This window comes from Geodermatophilus dictyosporus, from assembly GCF_900115505.1.
Taxonomy (GTDB): Bacteria; Actinomycetota; Actinomycetes; order Mycobacteriales; family Geodermatophilaceae; genus Geodermatophilus; species Geodermatophilus dictyosporus.
The window spans coordinates 71,325-87,458 of sequence record NZ_FOWQ01000006.1 but is presented as its reverse complement, the minus strand read 5'-3'; the positions used below and the strand labels follow the sequence as shown (position 1 = coordinate 87,458).

Below are 16,134 nucleotides of genomic sequence, written 5' to 3'. Positions count from 1 at the left end.
GACGCTCCGCTCCTCGCTCGTTCCTCGCTGCGATGCTCACGTCCCTGTCCGCTTCCGGGAGTCGGTCATCCGCTGCAGCTTGCCCATCGACCGCGGCAGCGTCTCCGGGTCGACGACGAGCACCTCGATGCTGGTGCCGACCGTGTCCTTGACGCCCTTCGTGACCTCGGCGGCGGCCTCCGTCCGCCGGTCGGCCGGGCAGTCGGGACGGGCCTCGACGCGGACGACGAGGTGGTCCATCCGGCCCCGGGTGGTCAGCTCCAGCGCGAAGTGCGGCGCCAGCCCCGGGGTGCGCAGCACGATCTCCTCGATCTGCGTCGGGAACAGGTTCACCCCGCGCAGGATGATCATGTCGTCGGTGCGGCCGGTGACCTTCTCCATCCGCCGCATCCCCGGCCGCGCCGTCCCGGGCAGCAGCCGGGTGAGGTCGCGGGTGCGGTAGCGGACGACCGGCATGGCCTCCTTGGTCAGCGAGGTGAACACCAGCTCGCCGACCTCCCCCTCGGGCAGCACCTCGCCGGTGATCGGGTCGATGACCTCCGGGTAGAAGTGGTCCTCCCAGACGTGCAGGCCGTCCTTGGTCTCCACGCACTCCTGCGCCACACCCGGGCCCATCACCTCGGACAGGCCGTAGATGTCGACGGCCTGGATGCCGGCGCGCTCCTCCATCTCGCGGCGCATCTGCTCGGTCCAGGGCTCGGCGCCGAAGACGCCGATCTCCAGGCTCGAGGCCCGCGGGTCCAGCCCCTGCTTCTCGAACTCGTCCAGGACCGTGAGCATGTAGGAGGGCGTCACCATGATCACGCGCGGTGCGAAGTCGGTGATCAGCTGCACCTGGCGGGGTGTCATGCCCCCGGAGACCGGGATGACGGTGCAGCCGAGCTTCTCGGCGCCGTAGTGCGCGCCGAGCCCGCCGGTGAACAGGCCGTAGCCGTAGGCGTTGTGCAGCCGGTCACCCGGCCGCCCGCCCGCGGCACGGATGGAGCGGGCCATCACGGTGGCCCAGGTGTCGATGTCGCGCTCGGTGTAGCCGACGACGGTGGGCCGCCCGGTGGTGCCGGAGGAGGCGTGCACCCGCCGCACCCGCTCCTGCGGGACGGCGAACATGCCGAACGGGTAGTTCTCGCGCAGGTCGGCCTTGCTGGTGGTGGGGAACCGCGCCAGGTCGGCGAGCTCGCGGCAGTCGTCGGGGTGCACGCCGGCCTCGTCGAAGGCCCGGCGGTAGTGCGGCACGTTGTCGTAGGCGTGCCGCAGCGACCACCGCAGCCGCTCCAGCTGCAGCGCGCGGAGCTCGTCCAGGCCCATCCGCTCGGCCGCGTCGAGGGTGCCGGGGTCGGGCGCCGTCCCCAGCCTCCGGGTGGTGCCGCCGGTCGCCGTCGTCATCGGTGCCTCCTCGTCGACTGCGCTGCTCCTTGTGCCGCGCCCCACGCTGGGGCACACTATTACCGACCGCCTGGTCAGTAAATAGCCGAGGGGAGCCCCGATGTCCGCGCCGACGCTCGACCGGCCGACCGACGAGGCCGCACTGCAGCAGCAGTTCGACGCCACCATCGCCGCCGACCGGCGCATCGAGCCGCGCGACTGGATGCCCGAGGGCTACCGGAAGACGCTGGTGCGCCAGATCGCCCAGCACGCGCACTCGGAGATCATCGGGATGCAGCCCGAGGGCGACTGGCTGCTGGCCGCCCCGAGCCTGCGGCGCAAGGCGATCCTGCTGGCCAAGGTGCAGGACGAGGCCGGCCACGGCATGTACCTGTACTCGGCCGCGGAGACCCTCGGCGCCGACCGCGCCGACCTCACCGACAAGCTCATCGAGTCCAAGCAGAAGTACAGCTCGATCTTCAACTACCCCACGCTGACCTACGCCGACGTCGGCGTCATCGGCTGGCTGGTCGACGGCGCGGCGATCTGCAACCAGGTGCCGCTGTGCCGCTCCTCCTACGGGCCCTACGCCCGGGCGATGATCCGCATCTGCAAGGAGGAGTCCTTCCACCAGCGGCAGGGCTACGAGCTGCTGATGACGATGATGAGCGGCACGCCTGCGCAGCGGGCGATGGTGCAGGACGCCGTCGACCGGTGGTGGTGGCCCTCGCTGATGATGTTCGGCCCGCCCGACGACGACAGCCCCAACTCGGCGCAGTCGATGGCCTGGGGCATCAAGCGGCACAGCAACGACGAGCTGCGCCAGCGCTACGTGGACATGTCGGTCCCGCAGGCGCAGTTCCTCGGCGTCACGCTGCCCGACCCCGACCTGCACTTCGACGAGGAGACCGGGCACTGGCGGTTCGGTGCGATCGACTGGGACGAGTTCAAGCGGGTCGTGTCGGGCAACGGGCCGGCCAACGCCGAGCGCATCCGCCGGCGCCGGGCCGCCCGCGACGACAACGCCTGGGTGACCGAGGCGGCCACCGCCTACGCGGCCAAGCACGCCGGGGCCGCCGTGGGGAGCGCCGCGTGAGCACCGACGTCACCGCCGAGGGCGGGCACGGCGCGATCCCGACCGGGCCGGAGGTGCCGACGACGACGTCGCCGTCGGTGGCCCGCCGCGACTGGCCGCTGTACGAGGTGTTCGTCCGCGGCAAGCGCGGGCTCAACCACGTGCACGTCGGCTCCCTGCACGCGCCCGACGACGAGATGGCGGTGCACGCCGCCCGCGACGTCTACACCCGGCGCAACGAGGGCGTGAGCATCTGGGTGGTCAGGGCCGCCGACATCACCGCGTCGAGCCCCGACGAGAAGGACCCGATGTTCGCCCCGAGCGGCGACAAGGTCTACCGCCACCCGACGTTCTACGAGATCCCCGAGGACGTCCCCCACATGTGAGCGAGATCTGCACACCGGTGGTCTTCGGCGCCTCGAAGGCCACCGGTGTGCAGATCTCGCGCGGGGACCCGGAGTCACCAGGAGAGCCATGCCGCACGAGGAGACCGTGTACGACGCGCTGGACCACGCGCACGGGGGCGAGGGGCACTGGGCGTTCGGCACCGGGTTCGACGAGCCGCTGGCCGGCGTCGACACCACCGTGCCCGACGGCGTCGACCCCGCCGACCTGGGCGCCTACTGCCTGATGCTGGGCGACGACGCCCTCGTCCTCGCCCAGCGGCTGACCCAGTGGATCACCGCCGCGCCCGAGCTCGAGGAGGAGGTGGCGATCGGCAACACCGCGCTGGACCTGCTCGGCCAGGCGCGGCTGCTGCTGGCCCGCGCTGGGTCGGTCGGCGTGCTCGGCCGCTCCCGCGAGCGGGCGACGGACTCGATCCCCGACGAGGACGCGCTGGCCTACTTCCGCGACGCCGACGAGTTCTGCAACACCGGCCTGGTCGAGGCGGAGAACGGTGACTTCGGGCAGACGGTGGTCCGCCTGCTGGTGGCCTCGACCGTCCGGCTGGCGGTGTTCGCCCGGCTGCGCGAGTCGCGCGACCCGGTGCTCGCCGCGATCGCGGCCAAGGGCGTCAACGAGCTGGCCTACCACCGCGACCACGCCGCCCGGTGGGTGTTGCGGCTGGGCGACGGCACCGCGGAGTCGCACCGCCGCGCCCAGGACGGCGTCGACGCGGTGTGGCCGCTGCTGGCCGACGTCCTGACCGCCACTGACGTCGAGCGGCGGCTGGTCGCGGCCGGTGTCGCCGTCGACCCGGCCGACGTCCGCGAGGAGGTCCGCGACGTGCTCACCACCGTGCTGGAACGGGCGACGCTGCGGGTGCCCGGCTGGCCGGCCGACACCCCGCCGCGGGGCCGGGCCGGGAAGCACGGGCCGGAGCTGACCGCGCTGCTGGAGACCCTGCAGGGCCTGGCCCGCCAGCACCCGGCGGCCACCTGGTGACCGCCGTGACCGCGCACCCGGCCGCCGCCACCGACCCGCGGGCGGTCGCCGAGACCGTCACCGACCCCGAGCTGCCCGCGCTCACCCTCGCCGACCTCGGCGTGCTGCGCGACGTCCGCGTGCACGACGGCACGGTCGTCGTCGACATCACCCCGACCTACAGCGGCTGCCCGGCGATGGGCGTCATGCGCGCCGACCTGCTGCACGCCCTCCACTCCGCGGGCTTCGACGACGTCGAGGTGCGCACCGTGCTGTCCCCCGCCTGGTCCAGTGACTGGATCAGCGAGGCGGGTCGCCGCAAGCTCGCCGCGGCCGGCATCGCGCCACCGGGGCGGGCGCCGGTCCGCCCCGCCGGGCCGGTCCCGCTGCAGCTCGGCCCCTCCCGGCGGACGGCGTCCTGCCCGCTGTGCGGCTCGCCCGACACCGAGGAGCTCAGCGAGTTCGGCGCCACCGCGTGCAAGGCCCTGCGCCGCTGCCGCAGCTGCCGCGAGCCGTTCGAGCACGTCAAGGAGATCTGACCGATGAGCGCTCCCGCCCGCCGCCGTCCGCGGTTCCACCCGCTCCGGGTCGCGAGCGTCGAGCGGCTCACCGACGACGCGGTCGCGGTGACCTTCGACGTCCCGCCCGAGCTGGCCGAGGACTACGCCTTCCGGCCCGGCCAGGCGCTCACCCTGCGGCGGGTGGACGGCGACCGCGACGAGCGGCGCTCGTACTCCATCTGCGCGCCGGTCGGCGCCCCGCCGCGGGTCGGCGTCCGCGAGGTGCCCGGCGGCTTCTTCTCCTCCTGGCTGGTGCACGAGGTCGCGCCCGGCGACGAGATCGAGGTGCTGCCGCCGTCGGGGACCTTCACCGCCGACCTCTCGCAGCCGGGCGACCACGTCTTCGTCGTCGCGGGCTCGGGCATCACGCCGGCGCTCAGCCTGGCCGGCACCGTGCTGCGCGACGGGGAGTCGACCGTCACCGTCTTCTACGGCAACCGGCGCACCAACACGGTGATGTTCGCCGACGAGCTCGCCGACCTGAAGGACCGCTACGGCCCCCGGCTGCAGCTGGTGCACGTGCTCTCCCGCGAGCCGCGCGACGCCGAGGTGACCACCGGCCGGCTCGACGGCGACCGGCTGCGCACCCTGGTCGGGGCCTTCGTCGACGCCGGGCACGTCGACCACTGGTGGCTGTGCGGCCCGCACGGGATGGTCAGCGACGCCCGCGAGCTGCTCGCCGGGCTCGGCGTCCCGGCCGAGCGGGTGCACCAGGAGCTGTTCTATGTGGATGACGTCCCGCCGCAGCCGGTGCGCGGCGACGACGAGACCGTCGAGGGGCCCAGCAGCCAGGTGACCGTCGTCCTCGACGGGCGGTCGACCACCCTGGCCCTCCCCCGCGACGTCCCGGTGCTGGACTCCGCCCAGCGGGTCCGCTCCGACCTGCCCTTCGCCTGCAAGGGCGGCGTCTGCGGCACCTGCCGCGCGCGGGTCACCGACGGCGAGGTCGAGATGCGCCGCAACTACGCGCTGGAGGCGGAGGAGGTCGAGGCCGGCTACGTCCTCACCTGCCAGACCCTGCCGCTGTCGGACGCGGTCACCGTCGACTTCGACGCGTGACCCCGATCGCCGACGGGGAGACCGCCGTCCTCGACGTCGTGGTCACCGAGGCGATGACCGTCGACTTCGACGAGCTCGGCCGCGTCCACCCGGTGTACGCCACCTACGCGATGGCCAAGCACTTCGAGGAGGCCGGCCGCAAGCTGCTGCTCGGCCACCTCGAGCCGGGCGAGGCCGGCATCGGGACGGCGGTCTCCGTCGAGCACCTCGCACCGGCCTGGGTGGGCGACCGCGTCCGGGTGACCGCGCGCTGCACGTCGGTGCGCGACGGGCGGCTGACCTGCGCGCTGACCGCCGTCGACGCCGCCGGCCGGCTGCTCGGCCGCGGGACGACGGGGCAGGCCGTGCTGCCCGAGGAGGTCGTGGCCGCGCGTCTCGCCCGCGGCTGAGGTCACCCGGGGACGGCGCCGGCTGGCCGGGTCGGTCCAGGTCGCGTCCTGCTCGACGACGACGGCACCGTCGGCGCCGCAGGACCGGCGCAGCGGCCGGGTGGTGAGGCCGGCCCGCGCCATCCACGGCCCGAGCACCTCGCGGCCGCGGACCCTGCCGCGGGACCCGGCCACCGCCAGGTCCGGCGCCCTCAGCGCCGTCGCCGCGTCGACGTCGGCCCGGTCGACGGCGTCCAGCCACGCCTCGACCACCGCGAGTGCCCCGGTCACGCCCGCGACCGCAGCGCCGGGGAGCGAGGCCGCGGTCAGGGTCCGACGACCCTGGGACGGGGTCGTCGCCGCCAGCAACATGTGTTGCGCACCACACGTCACACGGGAGGCCTCGGCGGCGCCCAGGGCGCGCCCCGGCACCGTCCCGCCCGAGCCACGGACGGCTCCAGGAGATCCCATGACCGAGTCAGCGCTCGTCGCCGAGTCCATGCGGAACCGCCACGAGTCCCTGTTGCACGACGCCGCCGCCGGCCGCCGGGACCGCGCGTTCGCCCGCACCGCCCGCGCCGCCGCCCGGCGCGACGGCACCGCTCCCCGGTGGTGGTGGCGTCGCCGACCCGAGCCCGCCGCCGTGCCCGCCGCCGTGCCTGCCGCCGTGCCCGCCGCGCCGGCCGTCCTCCCCGCTCCCGCCCGCGCGCTCGCGGCCGAGGCGCTGCTCGCCACCCCGGTGCTCGCCGGCCCGGCCTCGCCCGAGCCGCTGCCCCTGCCGACCGCAGCGGCACTCACCTACGCGCTGGTGGTCCAGCAGTGGGGCGAGGTCACCGCCGGCCAGTACGACGACCTGCGCGAGGCCGTCGGGTGGGACCGCGACGTCCCCGCCGGGATGCGGGTGCACGTGGCCTCGTTCACCGACGGCGGCCTGCGCACCACCGACGTCTGGGACTCCGAGGAGCTCTTCACCGCCTACCAGCGGGAGCGGGTGCTGCCCGGGCTGGAGCGGCTGGGCATCCGCGCCCGGCCCGAGGTCGCGGTCAGCAGCGTGTACGACTTCACCGACCGGGTGCCGGCGCCCCGTCGTCCCGCGGACTGACGCGGAGGCGTGGCCGGTGCCCGGCGGTCCCGGGCAGCCGTGCATGGACCACGCCCTCCCCGGGCACTGTGCGCGCCCGCCCTCCGAGCTCCGGGAGCAGACGTGACCACCTCCGCCACCCCCCGCCGCCGCTTCCGCCTGGCCGCCGTCGGCCTCGCCCTCGCCCTCTCGCCGTTCACCGCCGCCTGCGGCTCGGACGTCGTGGACGACGACGTGGAGCAGAACGTCGAGGAGGGGGTCGACGACGCCGAGCAGGAGGTCGAGGACGCCACCGACGGCGAGGACTCCGACGGCTGACCCGCACCGTCCCGGGGTGCCGCCCCGCAGCGTGACCCGGCACCGCGCCGGGTACCGCCTGCCGCCGTGAGCGCCGACGCGGCGACTCCCACGCTGACCCGGGCCCAGCGGCTGGACCGGCTGCCGTTCACCCGCGAGCACGGCCGGCTCGTCGTCGGGTCCGGCGTGGGCTGGGCGCTGGACGCGATGGACGTCGGCCTCATCTCCTTCGTGATGGCCGCGCTGGCCGTGCAGTGGTCGCTGACGCCGACCGAGCTGTCCTGGATCGGCTCGATCGGCTTCGTCGGGATGGCGCTGGGGGCCACCCTCGGCGGGCTGCTGGCCGACCGCGTCGGCCGGCGGCAGGTCTTCGCGCTCACCCTGCTCGTCTTCGGGGTGGCCACCGGCGCCGCCGCGCTCTCGTGGTCGGTGGCCTCGCTGCTGGTGTTCCGCCTGCTCATCGGCCTGGGCCTGGGCGCCGAGCTGCCGGTGGCCTCGACGCTGGTCAGCGAGTACGCCCCGGCGCGACTGCGCGGCCGGGTGGTGGTGGCGCTGGAGGCGTTCTGGGCGGTCGGCTGGCTGCTCGCGGCGCTGATCGGCTACCTCGTCGTCCCGCGGGGCGACGCCGGCTGGCGGTGGGCGCTGGCCCTGGGCGCCGTCCCGGCGCTGTACGCGGTGGTGGTGCGCCGCGGCCTGCCGGAGTCGGTGCGCTTCCTCGAGCTGCGCGGCCGGGACGGCGAGGCCGAGGCCGCGGTGCGCCGCTTCGAGGCGGCCGCCGGGGTGGCCCCGCAGCCGTCGGGCACCCACCCGCAGACCCCTGCCGCGCGCCGCGGGGGCCTGTGGGCGCCGGACACCCGCGGGCGGACGGCGGCGCTGTGGACGGTCTGGTTCGGCATCAACTTCGCCTACTACGGCGCCTTCATCTGGCTGCCCACGCTGCTGGTGGCCGCCGGGTTCGACCTCGTGAGGTCCTTCGGCTACACGCTGCTCATCACGCTGGCGCAGCTGCCGGGGTACGCCGCGGCCGCCGTGCTGGTCGAGCGGTGGGGACGGCGGCCGACGCTGGTGGTGTTCCTGGCCGGCTCCGCCGTCGGTGCGGCGCTGTTCGCGCTGGCCGTCGGCGACGGCGCCGTCCTGGTGACCGGGATGGTGCTGTCCTTCTCCACCCTCGGCGCCTGGGGCGCGGTGTACGCGGTGACGCCGGAGGTCTACCCCACCGCGCTGCGCGGGACGGGGGCCGGCGCGGCGGCCGGCTTCGGCCGGATCGCCTCGATCGCCGCACCGCTGTGTGTGCCGCCGCTGCTGGCCGCCGGCGGCAGCGGACTGGTGTTCGGGGTGTTCGCGGCGGCGTTCGTCGTCGCGGCCGCCGGCTCCTGGGCGCTGCCCGAGCGGCGCGGGGAGGCACTCGACCCGGCCTGATGCAAAGACCTCTTTGCAAAGAGACCTCTGCACGCCTAGGGTCGGGGTCGTGCCCGAGGAGATCCCACCCGTCGAGGCGGTCGACGTCAGCGACCCGCGGGTGCTGCGCGCGGTCGCCCACCCCCTGCGCGCCGCCCTGCTCGGCCTGCTGCGCGCCGAGGGGCCCTCGACCGCCTCCCGGCTCGGGCAGCGGACGGGCGAGAGCAGCGGCAGCACCAGCTACCACCTGCGCCAGCTGGCCGGCTTCGGCCTGGTCGAGGAGGTCCCCGGCGAGGGCACCGGGCGGGAGCGGTGGTGGCGGGCACGGCACCGCAGCACCCGCTGGTCCACCGAGGAGGTGGTGGCCCGGCCCGGGGGGCGCGAGGTCGTCGAGGAGATGACCTCCCAGGTCCTGGCCACCCAGCGGCGGGTGCTGGCGGCGCACGCGGAGCAGCGGGAGCAGCTGGACGAGGCCTGGCGGGACGCGACCTCGCTCAACGACTGGGCGCTGCACCTCTCTCCCGCCGCCGCCGGCGAGCTGGTCGACGAGCTCAACGCCGTGGTGGCGCGGTGGCGGAGCGAGCGCGAGGAGCCCGGTCAGCCGCTGGTGCAGGTGCTGGTCGACGTGTTCCGGCTGCCGGGGTCCGCCTCGTGACCGGCGTCCGCTCCGTGACCCGCCGGTTCGTCGGGCTGACCGCGCTGCACTGGCTGCCGGTGGGCCTGAGCGCACCGGTCACGGTCCTGCTGGCCACCTCGCGTGGCCTGTCACCGGCCGACATCGGCGTCGTCTTCGCCGTGTACTCGACGGTGGTCCTGGTGCTCGAACTGCCCACCGGCGGGCTGGCCGACGCGCTGGGCACCCGGCCGGTCCTGGTCGCGTCCGGGCTGCTGTCCACGGCCGGGCTGCTGGCGGTCACCGTCGCCGACGACGTGGCCGCCTTCGCGCTCGCCGAGGCGCTGCGGGCCGTCGGCCGGGCGCTGAGCTCGGGGCCGCTGGAGGCCTGGTACGTCGACGCCGTCCGCGCCGCCGACCCGGACGCCGACGTGGCCCCCGGGCTGTCCCGGGCCGGCGCGGCCGACGGCGCGGGGCTGTGCCTGGGCGCGGTGCTCGGCGGCCTGCTGCCGCTGCTGGCCGACGGCTCCGGCGACGCGGTCCTCGTGCTGCCGATCCTGCTGGCCGCGGCGCTGTCGGTGGTGTCGGTCGTCGCGGTGGCGCTGCTCGTCGTCCCGCTCCGCTCGCGGCAGGGGTCGGGGACCGCCGCGCTGCGCGACGGCCTGCGCACGGCGCCGGCCGTCGTCCGCGACACGGCCCGGCTGGTGACCCGCGACCGCCTGCTGCGGCGCCTGCTGGCCGTCTCCGCCCTGGTCGGGACGGTGCTGAGCACGCTCGAGCTGCTCGGCCCGCTGCGCGCCGCCGAGCTGACCGGCAGCCTCACGGAGGGCTCGGCCGTCTTCGGGGTGGTGATGGCGGTGTCGTTCGCCGCGGCGGGGGTCGGCGCCCTGCTGGCGCCGGCCGCGCGCCGGGCGGCCCGCGGCTCGGCAGCGGCGGGGGGCGCGGTGCTCGCGGTGCTCGGCGCGCTGGCCGTCGCCGCCGTCCCGCTGGGCGGGCCGCTGGTGCTGGGCTGCCTGTTCGCCGTCTTCTACACGGCCAACGCCGCCTCCTGGCCGCTGTGGAAGGCGGTGCTGCACGGGCGGGTGGGCGCCGGGCAGCGGGCCACGGCGCTGTCGGCGTCCTCGCTGGCGCTGCAGGTCGGCGCGCTCGGCGGGACCCTCGGCCTGGCCCGGCTGGCCGAGGCGGCGGGCACCGGCGCGGGCTTCCTCGCCGTGGCCGGCGCGCTCCTGCTGGTGGCGGTGGTGTCGCTCGGCCTGCGCGCCGGCGACCGGTCGGCCGCACCCGCCGACCCGGCGCCCGGCGTCGTCCCGGCCCCGTGACCGGGCTCGCCGGTTGCCGCCCGACGCTGCGGGTAGCCGCCTGCCATGGCTGATCTCCCGCGCGACCACCTGAAGGGCCTCACGGTCGCCGTCACCGGCGCCAGCGGCAACGTCGGGACCGCGCTGCTGCGACGGCTGACCGCGCCTGGCAGCGGTGTCGCCGAGGTCCGCGGGCTGGCCCGCCGGCAGCCGCCGGACACCGCCCCCTACGACGGGGTGACCTGGTACCACGCCGACCTCGGGGAGACCGCCAGCGAGCAGGCGCTGACCAACCTGCTCGAGGACGTCGACGCCGTCGTCCACCTGGCCTGGGCGCTGCAGCCGGGGCGCAGGCCCGACGAGCTGCGCAAGGCGAACGTCGACGGCACCCGCCGGGTGGTGCGGGCGGCGGTCGCGGCAGGCGTGGAGCACGTCGTGCACATGTCCTCGCTGGGGGCCTACGCCGCCGGTGGCGGGAGCCGGCCGGTGACGGAGGACTGGCCGACGACCGGCATCCCGTCGTCGCAGTACAGCCGGCAGAAGTCCGAGGCCGAGCGCGTGGTGCGCGAGGTCGTGGGCCGCAGGCAGGACGTGACGCTGACCGTCGTCCGGCCGACCCTGGTGCTGCAGCCCGAGGCGGCCAGCGAGATCGGCCGCTACTTCCTGGGCCCGCTGCTCTTCGGCGCCGCCCGGCTGGTGCCCGGCCAGGTGGCCTCGCTGCTGCCCCTGCCGCTGCCCTCGCTGCACGTGGGCTTCGTGCACGCCGACGACGTCGCCGACGCCATCACCCGCATGCTCGACCGCCGCGCCCCCGGCCCGTTCAACCTCTCCGCCGACCCCGCGCTCGACGCCGACGGCATCGCCCGGGCCCTGGGCACCCGCCGGGTCCCGGTGCCCGCGGTGGCGCTGCGCACGGGGCTGTCGGCGGCGTTCCACGCCCACGTGGTCCCCACCGAACCCGGCTGGCTCGACCTCGGCCTGCGGTCGCCGGTGCTCGACACCACCCGCGCCCGCACCCAGCTCGACTGGCGGCCGGCACACCGCGGCGACGACGTGCTGCGCCAGTTCGTCGAGGCGCTGGGCCGGGGTGACGGCGGTCCCGGGCCGCTGCTGTCGGCCACGGGCGGCCGGGAGCACGACCCCGGCGGCGACCCGGCCAACGTGCCGAACCCCCGCCCCGAGTAGCCCGACGACAGCGTGCCGGCGCCACACCCGCTGGCCGCGCTGCTGGTCGGCGCGGCCGGCGGCCGGTTCCCGCCCGCCGACGGCGGGTGGCGGCGCGTGCCGCCGTGGCGGGCCGGCCTGGAGGCGGTCGTGGCGTTCACCGGCCACGCCGTGCTCGCGGTCGACGACGACCGCGACGACGAGCGGCTGCGCGCGCTCGGCGTCGACGGGACCGGCGGCGCGCACCACCCGCGCGTCGTCAGCGCGCTGGCGGGCGCCGGCGGGTGGATCGACAGCCTGGACGCCGTGCTGGTGGCCCGCGGCACCGGCCGCGGCGGCCCGCTGGTCGAGCGCGCCGATCTCCAGGACCACCCGCGGGTGACCTTCGCGACCGCCCTGCGCGACGACGTCCGGGTGCTGGGTCCTCCGGACGGCGGGCGGTCGGCCGTCGCGGTGCTCGGCGCGGGCATCGCGGGGCTGACGGAGCTCAGCTTCGAGCTCGAGCCGAGCCACCGGGGTCGCGGTGCCGGCGCGGCGCTGGTGGCGGCCGCGCTGGACGCCGTCCCGGCGGGCGAGCCGGTGCTCTCGGCCGTGGCGCCGGGCAACGCGGCGAGCCTGCGGGCGCTGCTCCGCGCCGGCGGGGTCCCGGTGGGCTCGGTCCAGCTCTTCCGCCGCTCGCGCTGACGAGGTGTCGTCAAGACACGGGCCGGATCTGCGGATACCCGCTCTGACCTGCGGATACGGGTCGCGGCAGGGCTCCCCTGGCGGTAGTATCCGTACACGTGTTCGACCAGCTTGAGTAGCGGTGACGTCCTCGACGACGTCGCCGCGCTGGTCGCCGAGCGCAACCGGATCGACGCCCTGCTCACCCGCCGGGTGCGCGCGGCGGAGCTGTCCCAGGCGCCGGAGCGCGACGGGCAGAAGTCGATGCGCCCCTGGCTGCGCGGGCACTGCCGGCTCTCCGCCGCCGCGGCCGCGCGGCTGGTGGGCAACGGGCAGGTGCTCGACCACCTGCCGGCACTGGCCGAGGCGCACGACGCGGGGCTGGTCTCGGCCGAGCAGGTCGCCGTCGCCGCTGTCGCGCTGACGCCGGAACGCCTGGCGGCCGCGGCCGAGCACGGTGTGGACCTGGCCGAGGTCGATGCCGTGCTCACCCAGGTGGCGATCGACCACCCGCATGCCGACTTCGTCGCCGCGGTGCGGCACCACCTCACCCGGCTCGACCCCGACGGTCCCGAACCCGACCCCACCGAGGGCCGCCGGCTGATGCTGGCCCGGCACGCCGACGGGACGCTGTCGCTGCGCGGGGAGCTCGACGCCGTCGGTGGGGAGAAGCTGCAGGCGGCCCTGGAGTCCTTCGTGCAGGCCGACCGGCCCGCCGGGGACGAGCGCACCCGCGCCCAGCGCCTCGGCGACGCGCTGGTGCAGCTGTGCGACACCGCGCTGGCCGCCGGGTCGCTGCCGGTGCTGCGCACGGTCAAGCCGCACGTCGCGGTGGTGATCGACCTCGAGGACCTGGCCGACCCCGCCACCGGCCGCGAGGCCGGGCGGATGGGCTTCGGCGCGGTCATCTCCGCCGCCCGCGCCCGCTGGCTCGCCTGCGACGGCACCGTCTCCCGGGTCGTGTTCGGCCCCGACGGGGCACCGCTGGACCTCGGGCGCGAGCAGCGGCTGGCCGACCGCCACCTGCGCCGGGCCGTGGAGCTGCGCGACGGCGGCTGCGTGTTCACCGGCTGCGACGCCCCCACCTGGTGGGCGGAGGTCCACCACCTGGTGCACTGGCTCGACGGCGGCAAGACCAACCTGGCGAACTCCGCGCTGCTGTGCGAACGGCACCACACCAAGGTCCACCACGGCTTCCGCGTCGAACGACAACCGGACGGTCGGTGGCGCACCTGGCGCCCCGACGGCACCGAGATCCGCACCGGACCACCACTCCTGCAACCCGCCGCCTGACCGAGGGGGCACGCGCGCCGGTCAGGCGTCCGAGGACGCCGTCCAGGCACCGGCCGGCCGGTCCATGTGCGCGAAGACGCTGGCCGCCCGCTCCGGGCGCAGCGACACGAACAGGCCCTCCGCCTCGGCCAGCACGGTGTCCGGGTCGTCCTCGGCGACGAGCCTCGCGGTGGCCGTGGTGCGGCGGCCGGAGGACTCGCCCACCTCGGCCGACAGCGCCAGCGGCACGCCGAGCGGCACGGGGCGGCGGTAGCGGACGGTCAACGTGGCGGTCAGCCCACCACGGCCGGCGGCGCGGACGGCGCGGGCGAGCACGTGGTCGAGCAGCGCGGCCACCACGCCGCCGTGCACCAGGCCGGGTGGGCCCTCGTGCGGCTTGCCGACCGTGACCCGCCCGGCGGCCCGGCCGTCGGCGGAGTCGGAGGCGACCAGCGGCGGCGCCACCGGGCTGCCGGGTCCGTAGACCGGGCTGTACCAGCGCTCGCCGGTCTCCGGGTCGTCCACGCGGGCGACCTCGGTCAGCTCCCGCGCGTGCGCGCGCAGCCGGGCGGTCAGCTCGCGCGCGGCAGCGGCGACCGTACGCAGCTCGTCGGCATCCACCTCCGTGCGGACGGCGGCGTCGACCAGCTCGCGCAGCGCCTCCCCCAGCTCCCCCACCGGGACCCGGCGGGCCGCCCGCTCCTCGGGGCTGAGGGACTCACGCACGGGGCATGCCGGCCGCGCGCAGCAGCCCGCCGCCGACGATCACCCGCTGCACCTCGCTGGTGCCCTCGTAGAGCCGGTACAGGCGCGCGTCGCGGTAGAAGCGCTCGACCGGCGTGGTGCGCAGGTAGCCCAGCCCGCCGTGCACCTGCACCGCCCGGTCGGTGGCCCGCCCCACCATCTCGCTGCACCACAGCTTGGCCGACGACGGGCCGATCGAGGTGTCCTCGCCGGAGTCGTAGCGGGCCGCCACCTCGCGCACCATGGCCCGCCCGGCGAGGAGCTCGGCGTGCATGTCGGCGATGAGCGCCTGCACCAGCTGGAACCGCCCGATGGGGGCGCCGCCCTGCTTGGCGGTGGCGGCGTAGGCCACCGACTCGTCGAGCACCCGCTGCGCCATCCCCACGCACAGCCCCGCGATGTGCAGCCGGCCGCGGGAGAGCACGGTCAGTGCCTTCGCGTAGCCCCTGCCCTCCTCGCCGACCAGCGCGTCGGCCGGCACGCGCACGTCGTCGAAGAACACCTCCGACGTCCAGGCCCCCGACTGGCCCATCTTCACGTCCTTCGCCCCCAGCGAGACACCGGGCGCCGTGGCGTCGACGACGAAGCTGGAGATGCCCCGCCCGCCCTCCTGGGCCGGGTCGGTGCGGGCGAAGACGACGAACAGGTCGGCCAGCGGCGCGTTGGTGATGTAGCGCTTGGCGCCGTTGAGCACCCACCCGTCACCGTCGCGGCGGGCGCTGGTGCGCAGCCCCGCCGGGTCCGAGCCGGCCTCGGCCTCGGTGAGGGCGAAGGAGCCGATCAGCTCCCCCGCGGCCAGCCGCGGCAGGTAGGTCTTCCGCTGCTCCTCGCTGCCGAAGCGGGCGATCACCTGCCCGGCGATGCCGTTGTTGGTGCCGAACAACGACCGGAACGCCGGCGTCGTGTAGCCGAACTCGAAGGCCAGCTCGACGTCCTCGCGCATGTCCACGCCCAGGCCGCCGTACTCCTCCGGCAGTGCGTAGCCGAACAGCCCCATGTCGGCGGCCGCGCCGCGCAGCTCCTCGGGGATGCGGTCGTGGAGGTCGATCTCCTCCTCGCGCGGGACGACCACCTCCCGCACGAGCCGGCGAACGGCGTCCCGGATCTGCGTGAAGTCCTCGGCGTCCACACGCCCATGGTGACGCCTGTCGCACCGCCCGGGGCGGTCGGGTCCCGCGGCCGGAGACCGGAGCGTAAAGCGACCGGTCGACCACGCCCCGTTGTGAGCAGGCGACTTGAGGGTTAGCGTCGTGGGTGGCGCCCGAACCCGCGACGCCGCCCCTCCTCCGGAGGCCCTGTGCACCTCTCCGTCGCCGTCGTCCCCGCACCCGACCAGGTGGTCGTCCGCCTCACCGGTGACGCCGGCCGTCCCACGCTCCCCCGGCTCGTCCCGGCGCTCACCACCGCTGCCGGACACGGCACCGCCAGCATCGTCGTCGACGTCGCCTGCGCCCGCTTCTGCGACGGCTCGGCGCTCGAGGCCCTCGCCGGCTTCAGCGACGCCATGGCCGCCGCCGGCCGCCGTCTGCGCCTCGTCGGCGCGCCGGCCGCCACCCGGCGGCTGGTGTCCGAGACCGGCCTCGCCGAGCACCTCGAGCTCGACGGGCCCCTGACCGGCCAGGACCCGGTGCGGCCGCGGTCGCACCGGGTCAGCGACACCCAGCCGGTGGTCGCGGTCTGGCCGGGGTCACCGTCGGAGGTGCGCCGGTCGCGTCCGCCGGCCCGCCCCCGCCGGAGCACCGGTCTCGCCGCAGACGTCGTGGGCGGACCGACGGTCCCGCTGCGCCGCTCCCGCTGAGAGCGGGACCCCGCAGC

At 76.1% G+C, this 16,134-nt stretch carries 18 protein-coding genes; 15 read left to right on the top strand and 3 right to left on the bottom strand.

What is annotated here, in order from left to right; translation table 11 throughout:
- Positions 1-36: 36 nt before the first annotated feature.
- Positions 37-1,383 (bottom strand): phenylacetate--CoA ligase PaaK, encoded by a 1,347-nt coding sequence (gene paaK, locus BMZ33_RS15195; protein WP_091112176.1) that lies wholly within the window; start codon positions 1,381-1,383, stop codon positions 37-39.
- A gap of 100 nt (positions 1,384-1,483) precedes the next feature.
- Between paaK and paaA the strand changes: the two genes are divergently transcribed.
- The 14 genes from paaA (at position 1,484) to BMZ33_RS15125 (ending at position 13,596) form a co-directional block, all read left to right on the top strand.
- Entirely contained in the window at positions 1,484-2,458 is a 975-nt protein-coding gene (paaA, locus tag BMZ33_RS15190) for a 1,2-phenylacetyl-CoA epoxidase subunit PaaA (protein WP_091112172.1), read from the top strand.
- Positions 2,455-2,823, top strand: coding sequence for a 1,2-phenylacetyl-CoA epoxidase subunit PaaB (gene paaB, locus BMZ33_RS15185; RefSeq protein WP_169064378.1), 369 nt, complete (start codon positions 2,455-2,457; stop codon positions 2,821-2,823). Before paaA ends, paaB begins: the two co-directional genes overlap by 4 nt.
- Positions 2,824-2,911: 88 nt before the next feature.
- Complete coding sequence (gene paaC, locus BMZ33_RS15180) at positions 2,912-3,823, top strand: 1,2-phenylacetyl-CoA epoxidase subunit PaaC (protein ID WP_091112166.1); 912 nt, start codon at positions 2,912-2,914, stop codon at positions 3,821-3,823.
- Between the two features lie 5 nt (positions 3,824-3,828).
- On the top strand, positions 3,829-4,341 hold the full coding sequence (gene paaD, locus BMZ33_RS15175) for a 1,2-phenylacetyl-CoA epoxidase subunit PaaD (RefSeq protein WP_169064377.1): 513 nt from the start codon (positions 3,829-3,831) through the stop codon (positions 4,339-4,341).
- Between the two features lie 3 nt (positions 4,342-4,344).
- Positions 4,345-5,421 carry a 1,2-phenylacetyl-CoA epoxidase subunit PaaE gene (paaE, locus tag BMZ33_RS15170; protein ID WP_091112158.1) on the top strand — a complete coding sequence of 359 codons (1,077 nt, stop codon included), beginning with the start codon at positions 4,345-4,347 and terminating at the stop codon, positions 5,419-5,421.
- Positions 5,418-5,810, top strand: coding sequence for a thioesterase family protein (locus BMZ33_RS15165; RefSeq protein ID WP_169064376.1), 393 nt, complete (start codon positions 5,418-5,420; stop codon positions 5,808-5,810). The genes paaE and BMZ33_RS15165 overlap by 4 nt, the downstream gene beginning before the upstream one ends.
- 448 nt (positions 5,811-6,258) lie before the next feature.
- Positions 6,259-6,891 (top strand): hypothetical protein, encoded by a 633-nt coding sequence (locus BMZ33_RS15160; protein WP_091112155.1) that lies wholly within the window; start codon positions 6,259-6,261, stop codon positions 6,889-6,891.
- 102 nt (positions 6,892-6,993) lie between these two features.
- The gene (locus BMZ33_RS23380; protein ID WP_091112151.1) at positions 6,994-7,188 is read left to right on the top strand and encodes a hypothetical protein; all 195 of its coding nucleotides are present in this window, start codon (positions 6,994-6,996) and stop codon (positions 7,186-7,188) included.
- Positions 7,189-7,254: 66 nt separating this feature from the next.
- Positions 7,255-8,586: an MFS transporter gene (locus tag BMZ33_RS15150; protein ID WP_091112147.1), complete on the top strand. Its 1,332-nt coding sequence runs from the start codon at positions 7,255-7,257 to the stop codon at positions 8,584-8,586.
- Positions 8,587-8,635: 49 nt separating this feature from the next.
- Positions 8,636-9,220: a helix-turn-helix domain-containing protein gene (locus BMZ33_RS15145; protein WP_169064375.1), complete on the top strand. Its 585-nt coding sequence runs from the start codon at positions 8,636-8,638 to the stop codon at positions 9,218-9,220.
- Positions 9,221-9,234: 14 nt separating this feature from the next.
- Complete coding sequence (locus BMZ33_RS15140; RefSeq protein WP_169064374.1) at positions 9,235-10,497, top strand: MFS transporter; 1,263 nt, start codon at positions 9,235-9,237, stop codon at positions 10,495-10,497.
- A gap of 45 nt (positions 10,498-10,542) precedes the next feature.
- On the top strand, positions 10,543-11,661 hold the full coding sequence (locus BMZ33_RS15135; protein ID WP_091112137.1) for an NAD-dependent epimerase/dehydratase family protein: 1,119 nt from the start codon (positions 10,543-10,545) through the stop codon (positions 11,659-11,661).
- 12 nt (positions 11,662-11,673) lie between these two features.
- Positions 11,674-12,324, top strand: coding sequence for an N-acetyltransferase (locus tag BMZ33_RS15130; RefSeq protein ID WP_091112134.1), 651 nt, complete (start codon positions 11,674-11,676; stop codon positions 12,322-12,324).
- 111 nt (positions 12,325-12,435) lie between these two features.
- Positions 12,436-13,596, top strand: a complete 1,161-nt coding sequence (locus BMZ33_RS15125) for an HNH endonuclease signature motif containing protein (RefSeq protein ID WP_091112131.1) — start codon at positions 12,436-12,438, stop codon at positions 13,594-13,596.
- A 21-nt stretch (positions 13,597-13,617) separates the two neighbouring features.
- Here BMZ33_RS15125 and BMZ33_RS15120 read toward each other — a convergent pair whose 3' ends face one another.
- Positions 13,618-14,301 (bottom strand): PaaI family thioesterase, encoded by a 684-nt coding sequence (locus BMZ33_RS15120; RefSeq protein ID WP_091112128.1) that lies wholly within the window; start codon positions 14,299-14,301, stop codon positions 13,618-13,620.
- Positions 14,294-15,448: an acyl-CoA dehydrogenase family protein gene (locus BMZ33_RS15115; RefSeq protein WP_091112124.1), complete on the bottom strand. Its 1,155-nt coding sequence runs from the start codon at positions 15,446-15,448 to the stop codon at positions 14,294-14,296. The genes BMZ33_RS15120 and BMZ33_RS15115 overlap by 8 nt, the downstream gene beginning before the upstream one ends.
- Positions 15,449-15,616: 168 nt before the next feature.
- On the opposite strand from BMZ33_RS15115, the gene BMZ33_RS15110 reads away from it, so the two are divergent.
- The gene (locus BMZ33_RS15110) at positions 15,617-16,117 is read left to right on the top strand and encodes an STAS domain-containing protein (protein ID WP_091112121.1); all 501 of its coding nucleotides are present in this window, start codon (positions 15,617-15,619) and stop codon (positions 16,115-16,117) included.
- The last annotated feature ends 17 nt before the right edge of the window (positions 16,118-16,134 follow it).